This is a genomic window from Stygiolobus sp. RP850M (assembly GCF_037389295.1).
Lineage (GTDB): Archaea > Thermoproteota > Thermoprotei_A > Sulfolobales > Sulfolobaceae > Stygiolobus.
Genome location: NZ_JBBHKU010000046.1, coordinates 26,905 through 43,664 on the forward strand (window position 1 = coordinate 26,905; position 16,760 = coordinate 43,664).

Annotated in this window: 22 protein-coding genes; 7 read left to right on the plus strand and 15 right to left on the minus strand. The window is 39.2% G+C overall.

What is annotated here, in order from left to right; all coding sequences use genetic code 11:
• Positions 1–2: 2 nt before the first annotated feature.
• The 4 genes from WIW52_RS05155 (at position 3) to WIW52_RS05170 (ending at position 3,181) form a co-directional block, all read left to right on the plus strand.
• The gene (locus WIW52_RS05155) at positions 3–1,499 is read left to right on the plus strand and encodes a hydantoinase B/oxoprolinase family protein (protein WP_337709053.1); all 1,497 of its coding nucleotides are present in this window, start codon (positions 3–5) and stop codon (positions 1,497–1,499) included.
• A gap of 59 nt (positions 1,500–1,558) precedes the next feature.
• Positions 1,559–1,975, plus strand: coding sequence for a hypothetical protein (locus WIW52_RS05160; protein ID WP_337709054.1), 417 nt, complete (start codon positions 1,559–1,561; stop codon positions 1,973–1,975).
• Between the two features lie 229 nt (positions 1,976–2,204).
• Complete coding sequence (locus WIW52_RS05165) at positions 2,205–2,729, plus strand: LOG family protein (protein WP_337709055.1); 525 nt, start codon at positions 2,205–2,207, stop codon at positions 2,727–2,729.
• Between the two features lie 35 nt (positions 2,730–2,764).
• Positions 2,765–3,181: a hypothetical protein gene (locus WIW52_RS05170; protein ID WP_337709056.1), complete on the plus strand. Its 417-nt coding sequence runs from the start codon at positions 2,765–2,767 to the stop codon at positions 3,179–3,181.
• 92 nt (positions 3,182–3,273) lie between these two features.
• Here the strand turns inward: WIW52_RS05170 and WIW52_RS05175 are convergent, their stop codons facing one another.
• The 3 genes from WIW52_RS05175 to WIW52_RS05185 all read right to left on the minus strand — a co-directional run bounded on the left by WIW52_RS05175 (position 3,274) and on the right by WIW52_RS05185 (position 5,101).
• A complete protein-coding gene (locus WIW52_RS05175) occupies positions 3,274–4,506 on the minus strand; it encodes an amidohydrolase family protein (RefSeq protein WP_337709108.1) in 1,233 nt (410 codons plus the stop codon).
• 51 nt (positions 4,507–4,557) lie between these two features.
• The gene (locus WIW52_RS05180) at positions 4,558–4,761 is read right to left on the minus strand and encodes a hypothetical protein (RefSeq protein ID WP_337709058.1); all 204 of its coding nucleotides are present in this window, start codon (positions 4,759–4,761) and stop codon (positions 4,558–4,560) included.
• A gap of 166 nt (positions 4,762–4,927) precedes the next feature.
• Positions 4,928–5,101 carry a hypothetical protein gene (locus WIW52_RS05185; RefSeq protein ID WP_337699970.1) on the minus strand — a complete coding sequence of 58 codons (174 nt, stop codon included), beginning with the start codon at positions 5,099–5,101 and terminating at the stop codon, positions 4,928–4,930.
• A 327-nt stretch (positions 5,102–5,428) separates the two neighbouring features.
• Here WIW52_RS05185 and WIW52_RS05190 point away from each other — a divergent pair, with 327 nt between their 5' ends.
• Positions 5,429–6,280 carry a sulfite exporter TauE/SafE family protein gene (locus tag WIW52_RS05190; protein ID WP_337709060.1) on the plus strand — a complete coding sequence of 284 codons (852 nt, stop codon included), beginning with the start codon at positions 5,429–5,431 and terminating at the stop codon, positions 6,278–6,280.
• On the opposite strand, the gene WIW52_RS05195 is transcribed toward WIW52_RS05190, so the two are convergent.
• The gene (locus WIW52_RS05195; protein ID WP_337709062.1) at positions 6,259–7,032 is read right to left on the minus strand and encodes a hypothetical protein; all 774 of its coding nucleotides are present in this window, start codon (positions 7,030–7,032) and stop codon (positions 6,259–6,261) included. The genes WIW52_RS05190 and WIW52_RS05195 overlap by 22 nt on opposite strands.
• 122 nt (positions 7,033–7,154) lie before the next feature.
• Here WIW52_RS05195 and WIW52_RS05200 point away from each other — a divergent pair, with 122 nt between their 5' ends.
• Positions 7,155–8,369 (plus strand): MFS transporter, encoded by a 1,215-nt coding sequence (locus WIW52_RS05200; protein WP_337709064.1) that lies wholly within the window; start codon positions 7,155–7,157, stop codon positions 8,367–8,369.
• Here WIW52_RS05200 and WIW52_RS05205 read toward each other — a convergent pair.
• The 7 genes from WIW52_RS05205 to WIW52_RS05235 all read right to left on the minus strand — a co-directional run bounded on the left by WIW52_RS05205 (position 8,355) and on the right by WIW52_RS05235 (position 12,931).
• Entirely contained in the window at positions 8,355–8,579 is a 225-nt protein-coding gene (locus tag WIW52_RS05205; RefSeq protein ID WP_337709066.1) for a hypothetical protein, read from the minus strand. The genes WIW52_RS05200 and WIW52_RS05205 overlap by 15 nt on opposite strands.
• A 2-nt stretch (positions 8,580–8,581) precedes the next feature.
• The gene (locus WIW52_RS05210) at positions 8,582–8,722 is read right to left on the minus strand and encodes a zinc ribbon domain-containing protein (RefSeq protein ID WP_337709068.1); all 141 of its coding nucleotides are present in this window, start codon (positions 8,720–8,722) and stop codon (positions 8,582–8,584) included.
• Positions 8,723–8,755: 33 nt separating this feature from the next.
• Entirely contained in the window at positions 8,756–10,144 is a 1,389-nt protein-coding gene (locus WIW52_RS05215) for a SelD-related putative sulfur metabolism protein (RefSeq protein WP_337709069.1), read from the minus strand.
• 101 nt (positions 10,145–10,245) lie between these two features.
• Positions 10,246–11,142, minus strand: coding sequence for a DUF1641 domain-containing protein (locus tag WIW52_RS05220; RefSeq protein WP_337709070.1), 897 nt, complete (start codon positions 11,140–11,142; stop codon positions 10,246–10,248).
• Between the two features lie 12 nt (positions 11,143–11,154).
• Complete coding sequence (locus WIW52_RS05225; RefSeq protein ID WP_337700071.1) at positions 11,155–11,532, minus strand: DsrE family protein; 378 nt, start codon at positions 11,530–11,532, stop codon at positions 11,155–11,157.
• Positions 11,533–11,537: 5 nt separating this feature from the next.
• A complete protein-coding gene (locus tag WIW52_RS05230; protein WP_337709071.1) occupies positions 11,538–12,692 on the minus strand; it encodes an NAD(P)/FAD-dependent oxidoreductase in 1,155 nt (384 codons plus the stop codon).
• 5 nt (positions 12,693–12,697) lie between these two features.
• Entirely contained in the window at positions 12,698–12,931 is a 234-nt protein-coding gene (locus WIW52_RS05235) for a sulfurtransferase TusA family protein (RefSeq protein WP_156004804.1), read from the minus strand.
• A 191-nt stretch (positions 12,932–13,122) separates the two neighbouring features.
• On the opposite strand from WIW52_RS05235, the gene WIW52_RS05240 reads away from it, so the two are divergent.
• Complete coding sequence (locus tag WIW52_RS05240) at positions 13,123–13,530, plus strand: rhodanese-like domain-containing protein (RefSeq protein ID WP_337709072.1); 408 nt, start codon at positions 13,123–13,125, stop codon at positions 13,528–13,530.
• A 173-nt stretch (positions 13,531–13,703) separates the two neighbouring features.
• On the opposite strand, the gene WIW52_RS05245 is transcribed toward WIW52_RS05240, so the two are convergent.
• Genes WIW52_RS05245 through WIW52_RS05260 form a run of 4 tightly spaced genes read right to left on the minus strand, consistent with a single transcriptional unit; the run spans position 13,704 to position 16,757 of the window.
• Positions 13,704–13,973, minus strand: coding sequence for a ferredoxin family protein (locus WIW52_RS05245; protein WP_337699950.1), 270 nt, complete (start codon positions 13,971–13,973; stop codon positions 13,704–13,706).
• On the minus strand, positions 13,970–15,184 hold the full coding sequence (locus WIW52_RS05250) for an FAD-dependent oxidoreductase (protein WP_337709074.1): 1,215 nt from the start codon (positions 15,182–15,184) through the stop codon (positions 13,970–13,972). The genes WIW52_RS05245 and WIW52_RS05250 overlap by 4 nt, the downstream gene beginning before the upstream one ends.
• Entirely contained in the window at positions 15,181–16,032 is an 852-nt protein-coding gene (locus WIW52_RS05255; RefSeq protein WP_337709076.1) for an electron transfer flavoprotein subunit alpha/FixB family protein, read from the minus strand. The genes WIW52_RS05250 and WIW52_RS05255 overlap by 4 nt, the downstream gene beginning before the upstream one ends.
• Complete coding sequence (locus tag WIW52_RS05260; protein ID WP_337709078.1) at positions 16,029–16,757, minus strand: electron transfer flavoprotein subunit beta/FixA family protein; 729 nt, start codon at positions 16,755–16,757, stop codon at positions 16,029–16,031. Before WIW52_RS05260 ends, WIW52_RS05255 begins: the two co-directional genes overlap by 4 nt.
• Positions 16,758–16,760: the final 3 nt, after the last annotated feature.

The following is a 16,760-nucleotide window of genomic DNA, read 5'->3' on the forward strand; positions in this document are numbered from 1 at the left end:
CCATGAAGTGGGAAGTAATTGATAAGGCTACTACTTTCATAGCTGAAGAGATGGGCGTCCTCCTCAAAAGAGCTGCCCTCTCTCCGAACATCAGGGAGAGAATGGATCATAGTTGTGCAATAGTGGATAAGGAGGGTAGAATAGTAGCCCAAGCCGAACACATTCCAGTTCATTTGGGCTCATTTAAAGTTGCTGTGAAAAACGTACTCCCTTATGTTAACTCGGAGACTGTTATATTTAACGATCCTTATATTTCAGGCACGCATTTAAACGACGTAGGAATAATAACACCAGTGTTTTATAGAGGCGATTTAGTCGCATACGTAGTTAATAAGGCTCACCATGTTGATGTAGGAGGCCCCTCTCCGGGGAGTATTAATCCTAATGCATCTACCTTATATGAAGAGGGAGTAGTTATCCCTCCCCTACCGCTTAATGACGAGATCTTGAAGATAATAAAAGAGAACTTTAAGACTCCAGAGATATCCTTGGGAGATATAAAGGCTCAAGTTTCTGCAAACAACATGGGAGTAAAAAGACTGAAGGAGCTCTTTGATAAGTATGGTTTAGAGAACGTCCTTAATGCTTGGGACAAGAGTATAGAACACACTAAATCGTTGTTACCGAGATGGAGGGAAGAAATATATGAAGCTGAAGATTACATAGAGTGGAAGGACTCCTTACTCAAAATTAAGCTCTCATTAATCGTAAAGGAGGATAAGGTGATTGCAGACTTCTCAGGGACACACCCACAAATAAGTGGACCGCTTAACGCAGTAATTGGAGTAACTTATTCATCCGTGTCATTTGCAATAAGGTCTGCAATAAACAAGGAAATACCTACTAATGAAGGTTTTTACTCGTTTATAGAAGTGAAGGCTGAGGAGGGTTCTTTAGTAAACCCAAGAAAACCCGCTGCTGTGGGTGGAGGTAACGTGGAAACAGCACAGAGGATAGCAGACGTTACATTCTTAGCCTTGTCAAAATTTTTACCAATTCCAGCCGCGGGATCAGGGACTATGATGAACGTGATGATGGGAGGCATTCACGATAGTAAATATTGGGCCTATTATGAAACAATAGGTGGTGGTAGTGGGGCGAGACCTAATTCTGACGGTGTCTCGGCTGTTCATGTCAGTATGACGAACACTATGAATACCCCTATTGAGGTTGCAGAGTCTTCCTACCCGATCCTCTTTACTTCATATAAGATTAGAGAAGGTAGCGGAGGAAAGGGAAAGTATAAGGGAGGGGACGGGATTATGAGGAGTTTTATCGCTCTCGATAGAATTAAGTTGTCAATACTGGCTGATAGATTTAAGATAGGCCCTTGGGGATTATACGGAGGAGAGAACGGAAAGCCAGGGGCAGTGACTATAAGGAGAAAGAACGGAAAAGTAGAGGTTATGCCAAGTAAATTTTATACGGAACTCGAAGCAGGGGATGAGGTTATAATAGAGACTCCGGGTGGAGGGGGATACGGGAAACCTGCAGGGTGAACGGAGTATTTGTCTCTAAATGCTTTTTAAAGTCAATATCTATTTCTTACAAACTAAAAATGATATTTGATGATTATTATTCCTATCGTCGTAAATCTTTCTTGAGGTTGTCGATATTAGCGGGTTTTATACCGGTCTTAATACTAGAAATTATGGTCTTTGGTATGTCGTCATATCTGATTGATGTTATCCTTATTTTCGTAACTCTCGTAACTTTGTTCGTTCCTTCCAAGTTATTTTATGCTTACAAGATAGAAAAAGGATCCCTTTATGCTCTAGGTGGAAAAATATTAGACTTAACGGATATAAGAAGTGTGATAATAGAGAATAGACGAATAGAAGGAAGAATATATATGGGTGATTTAATAATTTACACGAAGGATGGGAAAAGAATAACTTTACCTGAGATCCTAAATCCTGACCTTCTCTATTCTACTTTGACCGGAGAGAAAACACTCGATGATAACGAAAAGTAAGCTTTCTTAATTGAAAAAGTTTATAAATATTCTTGATGAGAATACACTATGCAACAAGTAATACAACAGGAAAAACAAGAAAGCAATACAATTAGCAAGATAATGAGTAGTAGGAAGAGGAGAGAAGCTGAAATTATAGAAACTCCTAAAGTTGTAGTAGACTAAATTGAATAGAAAAAATTAAAGTTAATTTTTATGTAAGTTTTTTGTTTATTTCTTCTTGGTACTTATGCAATTAGGAATTGCAGTCCACAGTTCGATACCTTCTAAAGAAGCCGAAGAGAAAGTGAAAAGGTTTATCGAATCGCTAACTTGTAAACCCAGAATATTGCTGGGCGGTTATTGGGGACTAATGAAGGTAATTGCTGATGAGGCAATTTCAAGAGGTTTACAAGTTGTAATGTTCCTACCTGTGGAAAGGGAAGACGTAAAAATCCCATCAGAAGTGATTAGAGTAAATACTGGATGTGAATACAGATGCAGGTCGGTTATGCTTGTCCGTTCATCAGATGTCCTAGTATCGTTAGGCGGAGGAGTAGGTACGCTAATAGAAATCGCAATGGCTTATGCCATGGGAAAGCCCACATTCGTTCTGGTCGACACAAGGATGCCTACGGACGAACTACGGAAGGCTTATCCACGTCACTTCGACGATAGGGCAGTAGTCGATATAAAGTACTTTTCGGAGCCTGACAAGCTAGCTAAAGTTGTGTGTTCTGAAGAGTTTACAACTGTAAAGACTGACTTTGGTTAAACAGGGTATTTAGAACAAACAACTTTATGCTTTGTGTGAGAGTTTATACTATGCCTGACGCTTTTTCCATTATATTAGATGAAATAGCTGAAGACGTCTACAGGCGCTTAGGTAAAAGGTCTAATGCTTCCGTCAAGCTGATTCCCTTTAACCCCACAATACTAGGTTACGTTAAAGCTAATGATTATACTATATATTTAAATTCAATACCATTCGGCTTAGTTAAAAATGACCCCATTAAATCAAGAGAGTATTTATACGTAGTTTTACTCCATGAATACTTACACTTAGTAGGAATTGCCGACGAAAGAGAGGTGAGAAAAATTACTACTGAAATAATAGCCCAAAAGTTCGGCAAGACAAGTTATGCATACTCATTGGCTGAAAAACTGACAGACCCGATAGATTTACACTTGATGAACAAGGGAATCAGGCCGTCAATGTACATGTAGCAAAAAAATTAATTGTTTCCACGTTAGAATAATAAACTTGAATGATGACATCGCCAGTATAAGATTCGGTGACTTCACCTGGCCTTCCTGAGTCATGGTTTCCTTTTCACTTCTTCCCATTTTCCGTTCATAAGTACGTACTTACCCTCCTTGGCTATAATCTCTCCTTCCCTTATTACGTATCTCGGAGGTTCCATGAACCTTAAGAGGTCAATTTCGTCTTCAGCATTAGTGACTAATAAGTTCGCCTTTTTGCCTTCTTCTATACCATATTCCGTTCTCCAGGCTCCAGCTGCGTTGTAAGTTATCAAATTTATCGAATTCCTCAACTCGTCAAAACTTGTAAGTTGATCTAGATGAATTGCCATAAACAGTACTTGTAACATATTACCGCTTCCTAAAGGATACCAAGGATCCATAATACAGTCATGCCCCAAAGCTACGTTCACTCCGTGATCAAGCAGTTCCCTAATAGGCGCCATTCCTCTTCTCTTAGGATATTCATCTAGCCTCCCTTGAAGTACAGCATTTATAAGGGGGTTCGGTATTACTGTAACTCTAGCCTTTGAAACAATGGGTAAAATCCTATACCTATATGCCTTATCCCAGCTATGCATTGCTGTAACGTGTCCTGCAGTGACCCTGTTAAACCAATTGCTCTCTATTGTCTTTTTAGCCACAACCTCTAAATACCTTGAGTTGGGGTCGTCAGTCTCGTCAATGTGACCGTCCACATCTTTGTTAAACTCTTTAGCTATGTTAAAGGCTAGATCTATTGACTTTACTCCGTCTTCTCGTGTTATTTCATTGTGAGGGATCAAACCTACGTTATCCGCACCTAGTTCTACAGCTTTGTAAAGCAGTTCATCGTTACCCTTGTCAGTATATATCCCGTCTTGGGGAAAAGCCGTTATTTGAATGTCCGCTATTTTCTTTAGTTCTTCTCTTACTTTCAATAGAGCTCTTAATATTTTAAACTCCTTTTCCGTTATGTCTGCATGACTCCTGATCCATAAAGTCCCGTAAGCTACCATGAGTTTCACAGCTGTCGTCGCCCTCTTTATCACGTCGTCTTCAGTTAGTTTTCCTTTAATGTCTTTCCATATCCTTATACCCTCCCAAAGAGTCCCGCTAATGTTTTGTACCGGAAGGAAAACACTATCAAGGTGGAAGTGCATGATAAAGTAAGGAGGTATAACTAGCTTACCTCCAGCGTCAACGAGTTCTTCTCCTTTACATTCCCCTACACATGTGATTATCCCGTTCTCAATTCCTATGCTGACTTTTCTACCGTTAAGAAGTTTAGCATTTTTAACGATATGCATCATGAGACATGAGAAAAACGTATATTATAAACGTTATATCTTATCGAACGGTCAGTTTCTCTTTACACTGATTATCCAAATTCCATCTTCTTTAGCCTTCTCAACTTCATACCCCCTGAACAAGTAGGATATATCTACATCACTCATTAGAATAAGAGTTTCATTTCTCTTCAATTTTTTAAGCAACTCTTTAGACTTATTTCTAACTTCCTCTAAGTCTTTTTGACTCATATCTACTACTATTATAGTCTGCATAGTCATGAATATGATAAGGGGATTATAAACGTTTTTCAGAGAGTCTTTGATCACTATTTAATTAACAGTGTTAATCAGCTTAACAAAATTTAAATTACAATATAAATTATAAAAATTACCTTAATTAAATATAAATTGAAAAAATATCAGAACTTTAAAAAGGGAATTAACTTTTAGCAATTTTTGTATAAAAGCTTAAGTCTATCGCAGTCGATAACGAGGATGGTATAGTACAAGCTATAAGCCTGCATTTATCTCCCTCGCACTCGTATAGTCCATACCCAGTACTGCACCAGTCACTTTTCCTTATCGTGTAGTATTTTGAGATATTTGATTTCATAAAATAAATAATCTTAATAAAGTATATAAGACTTAATCTAATTATTTGGATTAAGAGTATTAAAATGCGGACAGTTGTTTAAGCATTTCGAAACTAAAATAAATAATTAGAGTAAAGTAATTTAACTTATTAAAAAATTCAACAACTACTCTAGTTAAAACCTCCTTATGAAAAGTTAAAAATGTTATATTTCAACCTCTACCTTGAATTTAGACTACTTTATGTCTGTTTCACGTCTCCTTTGTCAATCTTTATAATCAAGTTCGATTGAATAGTTGTTTTTGTTTAAACTAAACTTTTTTAACTAAAAAAAATAATAACTCACTTATGCTTGAGCTCACCTTATTCCAATACGTGCTCTCGGTAATCTCAGGATTTCTAGTGGGCTTCAGTTTAGGGCTAATAGGAGGAGGAGGTTCTATACTAGCAATACCCCTACTCCTCTACTTTGTAGGTCTAGCGTATTTACCCGGGGTTAACTCTAACTATATAGACCACGTAGTGATTGGGACTACAGCACTCGCTGTAGGATTAAACGCGTATATAAACGCTTTTATCCACTGGAGAAAGGGAAACGTAAGGATTGTAGAGGGAATAGCGTTTACAATACCGGGAATATTAGGAACTTACACCGGTGCTAAAGTTGGGCTGTTAGTTCACGGAGGGCTCTTGCTTTTCTTATTCGGAATTTTAATGATTGTAATAGCAATAATGGTTTACAAAGGAAAGGATAGATCTAAGAGTGCTAAAGTAATAGAACCTAACGCTAATTCGCAAGGCTTAATTGAATCTTTAAGAAGAGTTAACTTTGCTAGAATTATTCCGGTCGGATTTGCGGTAGGTTTTGCTTCAGGTTTCTTCGGAATAGGCGGAGGATTCTTAATAGTCCCCGGATTACTCTTCAGTACTGGCTTATGCATGATTAAAGCTGTAGGAACTTCACTGATATCTGTAGGAACTTTCGGTGTTACTGGAGCTTTAACTTATGCATTAGCTGGTGAAATAGACCTTGTGATCAGCATACTATATTTGGCTGGAGGTATAGCAGGAGGATTCGTAGGTGCGAAAGTAGCCAGTAGCCTACCAAGGGGGATGTTAAGAAAAGTCTTCGCTGTGATAATAATTATCGTAGCAATTTACTTAATGTACCAAAATGCTTATGCGTTAAAGGCATTTTGAGTTTTTTTATTTAAAACCTTTTGATAATACAAGACCATTCCAGAAAGTATTGCAAGTTCATACAAATAAGGAGTGAAGAACGTAAGGAGTGTTCCTACTACGAGAATAAGGTAAACTATCCTTAGACCCATCTCTTTAGAGTTGAAAAGTCCTATTAAGCACAGACCTAAGGTTATTACAATCGTAGAGTATAGCCAGTACGGAACAGCAAGCAGGATGGGAGGGAATGTGGCGATTCCTATTAGGGGGAAGAGATCTTTTCTAACGTCCCCGTTTCGTATATAATTTATTATATAAAGGGATAACATTTCAGCCATCATAGGATAGAAGAACCAATAAGAGTTAACAGAATAGTTAAACACGTCCAAGGTATTTTCGAAGTACGACCTTCCTAAGTAGGCTAAATTAAAAGTATAACCCATCAGGAATTCATTGATTACTGCTAAAACGGATATGTATATCTCATGCCCACCTGTGTATTCCTTTGAAGCAAGCTTCTTAGCTACTAAAAAGAACGGGACTAGTAACGATACCATATAAATACTATTGGTGATAAAGGCTAAGGCAAGTGACAAAGACGAGGGATAATATAAATAGTAGATGGCACTAAGAAACATTATTGCCATCATGCCGAGAAGGAAATATACAAGATATAGCCCAGCGTAATTTTTCACCCTCTCTGAGATATATAAAATCGCTACTATAACCACTACCATTACCGATGCTATTCCAGAGTATAGTAGCAGACCCACTACCTATTTTCCCTTCCTATCGTTTAAAAGGTTTCCCACATCTAACGTTAGACTCATTTAAGTATTTAACGTAATATATACTTTTATAAAAATTTATTAAATTAACAGAGTTACTAACTATCATGACAGATAAAGCAAACTATTTGGGAGCCTATTTTTCATGGGTAATGGACTCATATGACCTCGGTGCTGTAGTAATAACGGCCTCTATTTTAGAAAAATTATTTTATCCGACACTGGGGCTTTTGGGAGCTGTTTTACCGATAGTCTTCACCGTAGTATCAAGACCTTTAGGTGGGTTCTTGTTCGGTCTCTTTTCAGACCTTAAGGGGAGGAAGGTAATGCTCATCTTTACGGTGTTGGGGTATTCAGCTACAGTCGGTATAACTGGGATTCTCCCTACATATTATCAAATAGGAATTCTAGCCCCAGTTCTACTTTCTCTATTAAGAATCTTTCAAGGGATATTCATAGGTGGTGATGTATCGAGTAGTTTTACATTAGCAATGGAGAGCGTCAGTATAAGGAGAGGACTATTCTCGGGAATAATGCAATCTGGTACTTTAGTAGGTTTTGTGTTAGTCGATTTACTTTTTACTTTACTCGCGCCTAAGCCCTTCTTCATATCTTATGGATGGAGGATAATTTTCTTGACTGCCATAATCCCAGCTGCTCTAGCTGTGATAATAAGATCTAAAATATCAGAGTCCGAGATTTACATGAAAGTAGAAAAGCCAAAAACTACAGACGTTATATACGGGTTAAAGCCGTTAATTCAGACAATACCTGTTATGATAGGATTTTGGATCATGATATATGCAGGTCCCCAATTCGTTCCGATATTGCTGGGTACTATAATGAAACTGCCTCCTTCAGTTTACGGTCCTCTAGCACTATACATGAACCTGATTGGGATTCCATCAATGATACTTTCTGGGTTCGCTGCAGATAAAGTAGGGAGAAAGTCCATGGGTATATTGGGGACTATCGTTTCTTCAGCCGTAGCGTCTATACTGTACTTAGGAGTAAATCATGGTTTTCCGCTACTATATGCGATATTGCTCTTCGGGTTCGGAGTCAACCTTCCCTCAGCTATTACTCCAGCGTATCTCTCAGAGAGGTTCAGAACTATAAGTAGAGCTACCGGGGTCGGATTCTCCTATAACGGTGCGTTCCTCGTAGCCGGGTTCTCCTCAATTTACATATCTCTTTTGAGTAGAACTTTATCACCATATATATCTGCACTTATAGTGTTCGGTATAGGAAGCGTAATTTCGATAATAGGTCTCCTGATGGGCCCGGAAACGTTAAGACAGTCGGAACTAACTACAGAATAAGAACTTATGAATTTTTCTTACTAATTCTTTCTCGTCCATATTAACAGACAACGTCAGAGATCTTGTCCTACCAGAAGTAAGGACTTCAGGTAAGTTAAGACATTCTTCAGTCCTGAACATGTAATCCACGAACTGAGAAAACTTCATCCTTTTTTGTTCCGAGGCCTTGAGCAGTATTTCGTACCATTCCTGAGGTATTTTGACCTTCATTTTTAACCCGTGCTAGTTGTTTTCACCTGGTATTTAATAAAAACGTAACCACAATTAGGGCAAACTTTAGTTATCACGTTTCCGTCTCTCACTACTTTTATTTCCACTACGTTACCGCAATTAGGGCAAGTCCTCTTGGCCATGAATTAGAGGTTTACGTAAAAAGTTTAAAAGGGTCATTCCCTTATCTTAAATTGCTTTAACACACTGTCTCTCCTGATTAGCTTTGTAATGTACGGTGGAACAGTCACAGTACCATTTCCTTTACCTACGACCCTACCTATTACCTGAGGACTTTCGCCTACCTTTTCTAATTCGTCTAGTAGTTGATCAGCTACCTTCTTATTTACAAACATTACTGTCGCTCCATTAGTCCCTATAGTTGAATTGGGTATAATGAAGTTCTCTGTAGCAAACTCACATATGTCACGGTTTATTACGGGGATCGAGTCCAATTCAACGTTAACCTTTGCCTTTTCCGCAAACTCCTTTATAACAAATATACCGGGACCGGTAACGTCCGTGGTCATCGCGATGTGGTCCTCCTTATAAAAGGCTTTTCCGAACTCCGGTAGGTGGTTATAAATTATTTTCGCCACGTGGACATTAGGTCTTGACATTACTCGTAAAGCTTGAATCTTCACCTCCTCAAGTTTCGAGAATGATATCCCCCTGCTTTCCATGAGTTCCACTAGTTCAGGGACTGCCAGAACCCACAAGTGTACGTTTATCGGGGTTAGCTCACCAAAATACCGAGTAGTCACGATGACCATATTTTCGTCTACTTGGTCGTAGAAAGTAGGTAACTCATGATCACTTTTTCCTATTACCGTAGCACCCATCATTAGAGTTTTGGTGGAGGGTTGTACATCGTTCTTAAGTTCCATGTTGTACTTCCGCGTGAAGTTCTCATAGTTCTTTAACAGTTTATCTTTAAGTTCTTCATTAGGTGCGTCTGCAACCGGTATGACCGTGAGGTCTTGGAAGACACCTTTAGCGAAGAGATCATTCAACGAGTTTGATATCGCTACGTCTACTTGAGTCTGAGAGCCAGGATTATCTAAAGGGTCCACTATCTGTATCGTATCATTATTAGCTACCGTATAGGATTTTTCTAACTTGCCCTCGAGTCTAAACAAGTCTAATACCGCTACCTCACCGTCCTTCTTTGTAGTTACTATTGAGTGCCCTTTACCGATTGTTAATTTTCGGTTCGTCTTAATCGAGGTATATGCGTTATAGAGGAAATTAGCAAAAGCTTTTGGGTCTCCAGCAGTCTCTTGGTTAACTTGAATTAAGCTAATAGCCCTATCTGCATCAAATTCCCCTCCGTTTATCAGCCTCCTATGTATGATCTTTTCAGTCGAAATGAAGATGTCTGCGTCCTCTCTAGGTAGTATGTAAATGTTTCTCTTTTCCAGATCCTTCCTGAGTTTTTCAAGTGCGGGATAAACTGTCTCTATAAGGTCTACTTTAACAGCACAACCAGTCGCCAGTGATAAGGGATTTAAACCCATGCTTTTATAAATCTCTAAATTCTCTCTAAACTTAACAAAAATGTCCATCTTGCTAACCACTGAAAAAAAGATTATTTTCGTGTCTTTTAAATTCTTCTAAGAAAAAGAAATAATCCTACTATAATAATATAATGTTTTTAAGATAATTCTCACACTCTATAATTCCGTCCAAATATCTTTAGCATGGTAATAAATATACCTAACCCTCTCTGAACGTCTTCGTCCCTCATCGCAGCAATTAACCCACCTAGTGTTATCTTTGGTGGATTAGAGAGCATCTTTTTAGCCTCGTCTGAAGTTAAGGAAGAGACCATGTTATAAAACACTGGATCCATAGCGTGCTCTAAGAACTCTAAACCTTTTGGTAAGAAATCTAGTGTCAAGGATAATGTTGATGCTATATTACCTAAAGCCTCGTCGTTCAACATATCCTTTAACGTTTTCAGTGCATATAAGCTGTTTAGCCCGACGTCAAGAGCTCCAGATTGATCTAACTCCTTTAATTTAACCATCAGTTTATCTACAACATCCCAGTTTTTCAGGGTATTTGCAATCCCCTTATAATTCTCCGCAAATACATTTGAGAACTCAAGTAACGCTGAGAGTGTGTTTCCTAAATTCACCAACGCGTCGTCGTTTACCATGTCTTTAAATGTCTTCAACGAGTAAAGACCGTTAAGTGCTACATCTAAAGTACCACTCTCCTTCAGCTCACGGAGTTTCTTAGAAACATACGCTAGAGAGTCTAAGTTTTCCATAAGTTCTTTAACCTTATCGTAGTTATCGGCGACGCTCTCCGATAGTTCGAGAATTCCAGACAGCATAGTACCTACGTTAGATAAGGCATCATCGTTAAGCATATCCCTTAACATCTTAGCTGAGTAAGATAAGTTAACAAGAGTGTCCAGTGCACCGCTCTCCTTAAGCTGAGTCACTACCTTTAGAGTCTCATTAAGAGCTGGTAGGTGGTCTATTAGTTCTGCAATCTCGTCCACTTTCTTCTCATCTATCTTACTCATTACTTTTTCTAAGTTAATCTCCTGCATGGTTCCCTCTCCTCACCATACAGATATTATCTGGCCATCTTCAACTTCCATTTGAAAGCTCGTAATCCCTACAATGTCATCAACGACGTCGTTATACTGCTCTTTCTCTATCCCGAACAATTTACTGGCGTAAGAGCATGCGTAAACTTTCAATTTACCGCTCTTCTTAGCCTTTCTGTAAAACCCCATCAAATCTTCATTTGATGCTTTCTTTGACGTTTCATCGCTAATTTTTATTTCTGGGTTTTCCTTTACAAACGCTTTTACGGCATCCATTGTTGCAAATATCACTACTTCATCTCCCATACTAGTTGATATGACACTCCACATCCCGGCAAAAAGTACTTTAGAAAGTTCATTACTTCCAAGAACTATTCCCACCTTTGCCATTATGCTCACACTATCGCCTTCGCTGTTACTGTCCAGTATAGCTTATTGTATAATATCTTACCCCACCAGTGGACATATGAAGGTGGTGGTGGAATCGGTGGGTTATTATAGTTAAACCTTATGTATGTCGCTTGATCTAGTCCGGTAGCAATGTAACAGAATACTGAACCATCATACATCTTCTTCTGTTTAATTCCTCTTATGTCATTTACAATGTTTGCTGTTACCACATAGGATTCGAAGTCCGCAGTAGAACCAGCCTTTGATATGGGAATATCTGTAGTATCACCGATAACGTAGACATTTGAATACCCCTTCATTTGCAGAGTGAACTTGTCGGTCGGTACCCAATTCCTCTTGTCACCGATACCGGAGTCACCTATTACTTTAGCACCTACGTGTGGTGGTACTCCTAACAGTAAGTCGAACTTAAGTTTCTCTCCCTCTTGTGACTCTATTATCTTCTCCTTAGGATCGACTCTGGTTACCGTGAATGGAGATATTATTTCAATTCCTCTCTCTTTGAATATCTTTATCATTAGGTCGTTTGTGGACTTTATGCCGAAGACTCCTTGGATTGGGTAAGTATAGATTATTCTAGTCTTGTCCCTTATTCCTATCCGCCTCGTCCAGTCCTCAAACATTAAAGTCATTTCCAGAGGTCCTACGGGACATTTGTGTGGTAGTCTAGCCACATTAATAACCACTGTACCACCTTGGAATTGCTGGACGGCTTCCCTCATTTTCAAAGCGTCACCATAACTCCACGGAGTGTATTCAGCCTCTCTTAAGCCCGGTATTTCGTCCCAATTTAAATGAGAGCCAGTCGCTATAACTAAGTAGTCGTAAGTGTGTTTCACTCCGTCAGCTGTCACTACCGTGTTATTAGCAGGGTCTATCTTGGTTATTTCTCCCTTCTCGCCGTGAAGGAACTTAACCCTATCATCAAGTAAATCCCTTTCGTTCTTTATTATCTCTGTAGGTTCTACCAGACCCATACCTACGAAGACTTGGCCAGGCTGATACACATGCCTATCGGATTTATCTATGACTACTAATTCTACCTCTCCTTTGCTTATTTCCGGTGATAATGCTTTAACCAGTCTATTGGCTACTATTGTCCCAGCTATTCCTCCACCGGCTATAATTATCCTCTTCATGACCCTCACTTCTGAATAATTAGTTTGAACTTATTTCCCTCTTTCGTTTCACTTACTACCTTGTATCCCTTCTTAGTCACCCATGCAACCACATCTTTCTTTGTTGCTTCATCTCCTAGAATGACTTCTACTGCCTCTCCCACTCCGATTTCATCCATAACTCCAGAAAGTTCCCCTATTGGACCGGCACATGAAGTTCCAGTTAAGTCAAGACTTTTTTGGATTTTGTAGGAGGACATATCCCTCACTATATTGTTAAATATTTTTCGGATATATATGTTTTTATTAAAATTCTTCTTATTTTTAGTAATTTGAAAAGAAACTAACACTTGAATTAACAAAAAGAATGATTAAAAACGGAAAATTTGTGTAAAATTCATTTAGAATAAAAAAATTTAAGCTACTTTAACATAGTTAAAGTGGAGTTAAGATGAGAGTCAATGAGGAGTATTCATCACCGTATTATCCACACATTGTTGATGTATTCCCTTCCGTAGCGAGAAAAATGTGGAAGAAAAACAAAGTGCTAATTCTCGATATAAGGACTCCTATGGAGTATGAAGACCATCACATCCCTGGTGCTTTGCTCGTCCCAATGGATTACCTTGATGTTTTGTTACATAAGATCCCCCACAAAGAGATTGCGGTATTTTGTGAACACGGTAACAGAGCGAGATATGCCACGTACGGAATGCCAGACTTATGGAAAGGTAGAAAGGTATACTACGTCATAGGTGGAATGGCAGGATGGATGGGAATGGGGTACGAGGTTGAAAGCGGAATTGATGAAAATGGAGTCAAATGGCAGAAATGGCTAGAGGAACTTACAAACTCTTGAATTTTAAGAATGTATTTTTAACAAATATTATTTCCATACCTTATTTATATTAAGCATTTTCACAGCTTAATATATAGTTATTTTTTTGATGAATTCAGTTATTCATATTAACATGGATGTAGTATAATCAAATTTAGAACTAAATGATAAAAGTTTAGCCAATTAATTAGAAATCAGCCGTACTTATACTTTATACCACCATTTGGAAACCTGAACTTAATAGCACCATAAGGACAGATAACTAACGCGCCACCACACTCTAAACATCTCTCGTAATGTACTATGATTCCACCTTCTGGTGACGGTTCATATGTACCAGCTGGACAAGATAAGGTACAAGGTTTATCTTTGCAATGGAGACATTTCTCTTGGTCGACCTCTATATGCGGGGTTTTGTCTACATCATAAGTGTTAAGCCCTAAACGCTTCAATAAGGGAATCATAACATCACCTTCCTCAAGTCGTCTACAACTTTACCTAGAGAAACACCCTTCTCTTTCAGCCTAATTAGAGCGTCTGTGATCAACATCCTTCTCTCCTCACTGACAGTAAACATGTCAGATAGAACATTACATAGTATTTCAGGATAGATAGACAACGACGAGTTTATCACGCTAAACCTATTATAAGCTAATCTCAGATGCTTTAAGATGAAACTCTCCTCTAACATTTTGTAGTAAATCTCTGTGTCCTCGTAGGTCTTACTCTCGACGATCTTCTTAGAGGCAATACCTGCAATAATACCAGAGCCTATAGCTAGATCCATACCCCTGATAGTAAAGCCGTCATTGATTAGGAAACCTCCAGCATCACCTACGGCGATTACATTCTTTGTATATAAAGGAGGGAGATTATTATAGCCGTAATAAGGGATCGCATGAGCTGAATACTCTAATACCTCTCCCTTAATTCCCATTCTTTCTCTAAAAGCCTCTATTAGGTCTTTAGCCTGAACTTCGCCTTTCGGTAGCGAATCGAAAGTCGCTGTGAACCCTATTGATAATGTGTCCTTATTGGTGTATACGAATCCTCCTCCTTTAACTCCTTTTATTGCATTGACGACAGTTATTGCCTCTCCCTCTTGTCCTTCCTGCAAATCAGCTTTTACGATCTCCTTAACTCCTAGCATCCACTTGTCTGCTGTAAACCTCCTTAAACCCAAGCTCCTGAACACTACTGACGTAACTCCGGATGCGTCGATCACTAGAGGTGCTCTTAATGAACCTTTGTCAGTCTCCAATGTGATTCCTCCCCCTTCCCTATAGGCGTTGTAAACGTTGGTAGAGTAGGAAATTAATAAACCTAGATTTTCAGCCTCACTCGCCAACCATCTATCGAACTTAGCCCTAAGAACGCTGTAACTATTCCTTTTACCTCTTTCCTCAAAACTAAACGTTATCTTTCGGTTATTCTCGCAGAATATGTAGTAAGTTTCCTTAGTTATTGGTCTTTCCAGGGGAGCCCTCTCCAAAGCGTCTGGTATAAGCTTAAGTAATGAGTGGATATACATTCTTCCTCCAGACACGTTCTTAGCCCCGCTGTATTCCCCTCTCTCAAGAAGGATTACGTTGAGTCCCTCCCTTACAGCAGTTATACCGGCAGATAAACCCGAGAGCCCTCCGCCCACAATTATCAAGTCGGCGTCAAAGCTCATTTGTTCCTCACCTTTTCAGTGAGTATCTTACAAAATTCTACCGCGTCCCCGACGATTATGTAGTCCGCATTATTTACGATCGGAGCGTTTTTATCTTTATTTACAGCAACAATAACCTTTGCGTCCTTTATACCAGCTAAGTGTTGAGGCTGTCCCGAGATTCCTAAGGCGATGTAAAGTTTAGGCTTTACTTTCTGTCCAGACAAGCCTATTTGTCTGTCTTCGGGGAGCCACCCTAACTCAGCTGTAACAGGTCTGCTTCCGCCTAACGTCCCTCCTAATGCATCCGCTAACTCCTCAGCATATTTAATGTTTTCCTTAGAGCCTATACCTCTTCCCACGCTTACAATGATCTGAGCACTTGACAAATCAACATTACCACCCTCCTTACGTTTTTCCTCCAAAATTCTGACCTTTTCGGTGCCTGGTAGGTCGGCCTTAAAGACTTTACAATTTTGGTTTACTTTCACTTCCACGTTTTTCTTAATGACCGTTATCACAATAGGTAAGGTGAACTCGAGTTCTGCAATACCCATACCGCTATAAACTATCCTCTTAGCCTTATTATCAAAAAGCTCGATCACCTCGGGAATTATGGGTACTCTTAGAGCACCAGCAACAAGTCCGGCAACAGTCTTATCTCTTTTAGTGCTCCCCGTTATTGTCAATTCCGGTCTTAAACCTACTATGTACTCCGCGATCTTCTCCTCCTTAGCTTCTTGTCCGATAACGTGGTTCTCCTCACCGAGTTTTACCTCGCTCTTAGAGACGACTATTACTTTTTCTCCTACCATACTTAATGCTGTCTTTATAAAGTCTAAGTCCTCCGAATAGACTACTGTGGTCATAACGCGTTTTCCTCCTTTAAGTATTTTATGAGTTTCTCCACGGCTTCTTCCATCTTTCCCTCTATGATTACCTTCTTCCTCTGAATCACGTAAGGGGTCAGGGAGACTATTTTGATCTTAGAAGACGAGTTACATTGGACTGTCCTTATCGGTTTTTTCTGAGATTCGAGAATTTGCTTAACGCTAGGGATCCTGGGTGTATTGATCTCTCCTACCACCGAGATTATGGCAGGTAAGTCGCTTTCGACGATTTGAGAAAAAGATGTCAAGTTTCTCTCAGCCCTTACCTTATTTTCGATAAGCGTAAGAGATCTCACGTAAGTAATCGCAGGGTATCCCAAAAGTGAAGCTAAGTAAGGTATAAATACACCTCCACTACTATCGGTCGTGGTTTCTCCTCCGATTACTAACTTGAAGTTAACGCCTTTTATCTGCTCAGCTACATTTTCAGCAACGGACTGTACGTCCATTTCCCTCATTTCCAGTGAGATCACTTCGTCTAGTCCCATAGCTAGGGCTTCCCTTATGCTCTTTCTATCAGTGATCCCTGCTGTAATGCCTATAGCCTTAAATCCGTACTTTTCTTTTATCCTTACGGCTTCTTCGATTGCGTTTTTATCATACGTACTGATCTTAAGGGGTACGTTTAAGTCGATACCGTTAGGCGTTATCCTTATCAGGGTGTCGTCTGGCACAATTTTGAAGAGAGCAACTACTGTAGTCATAAT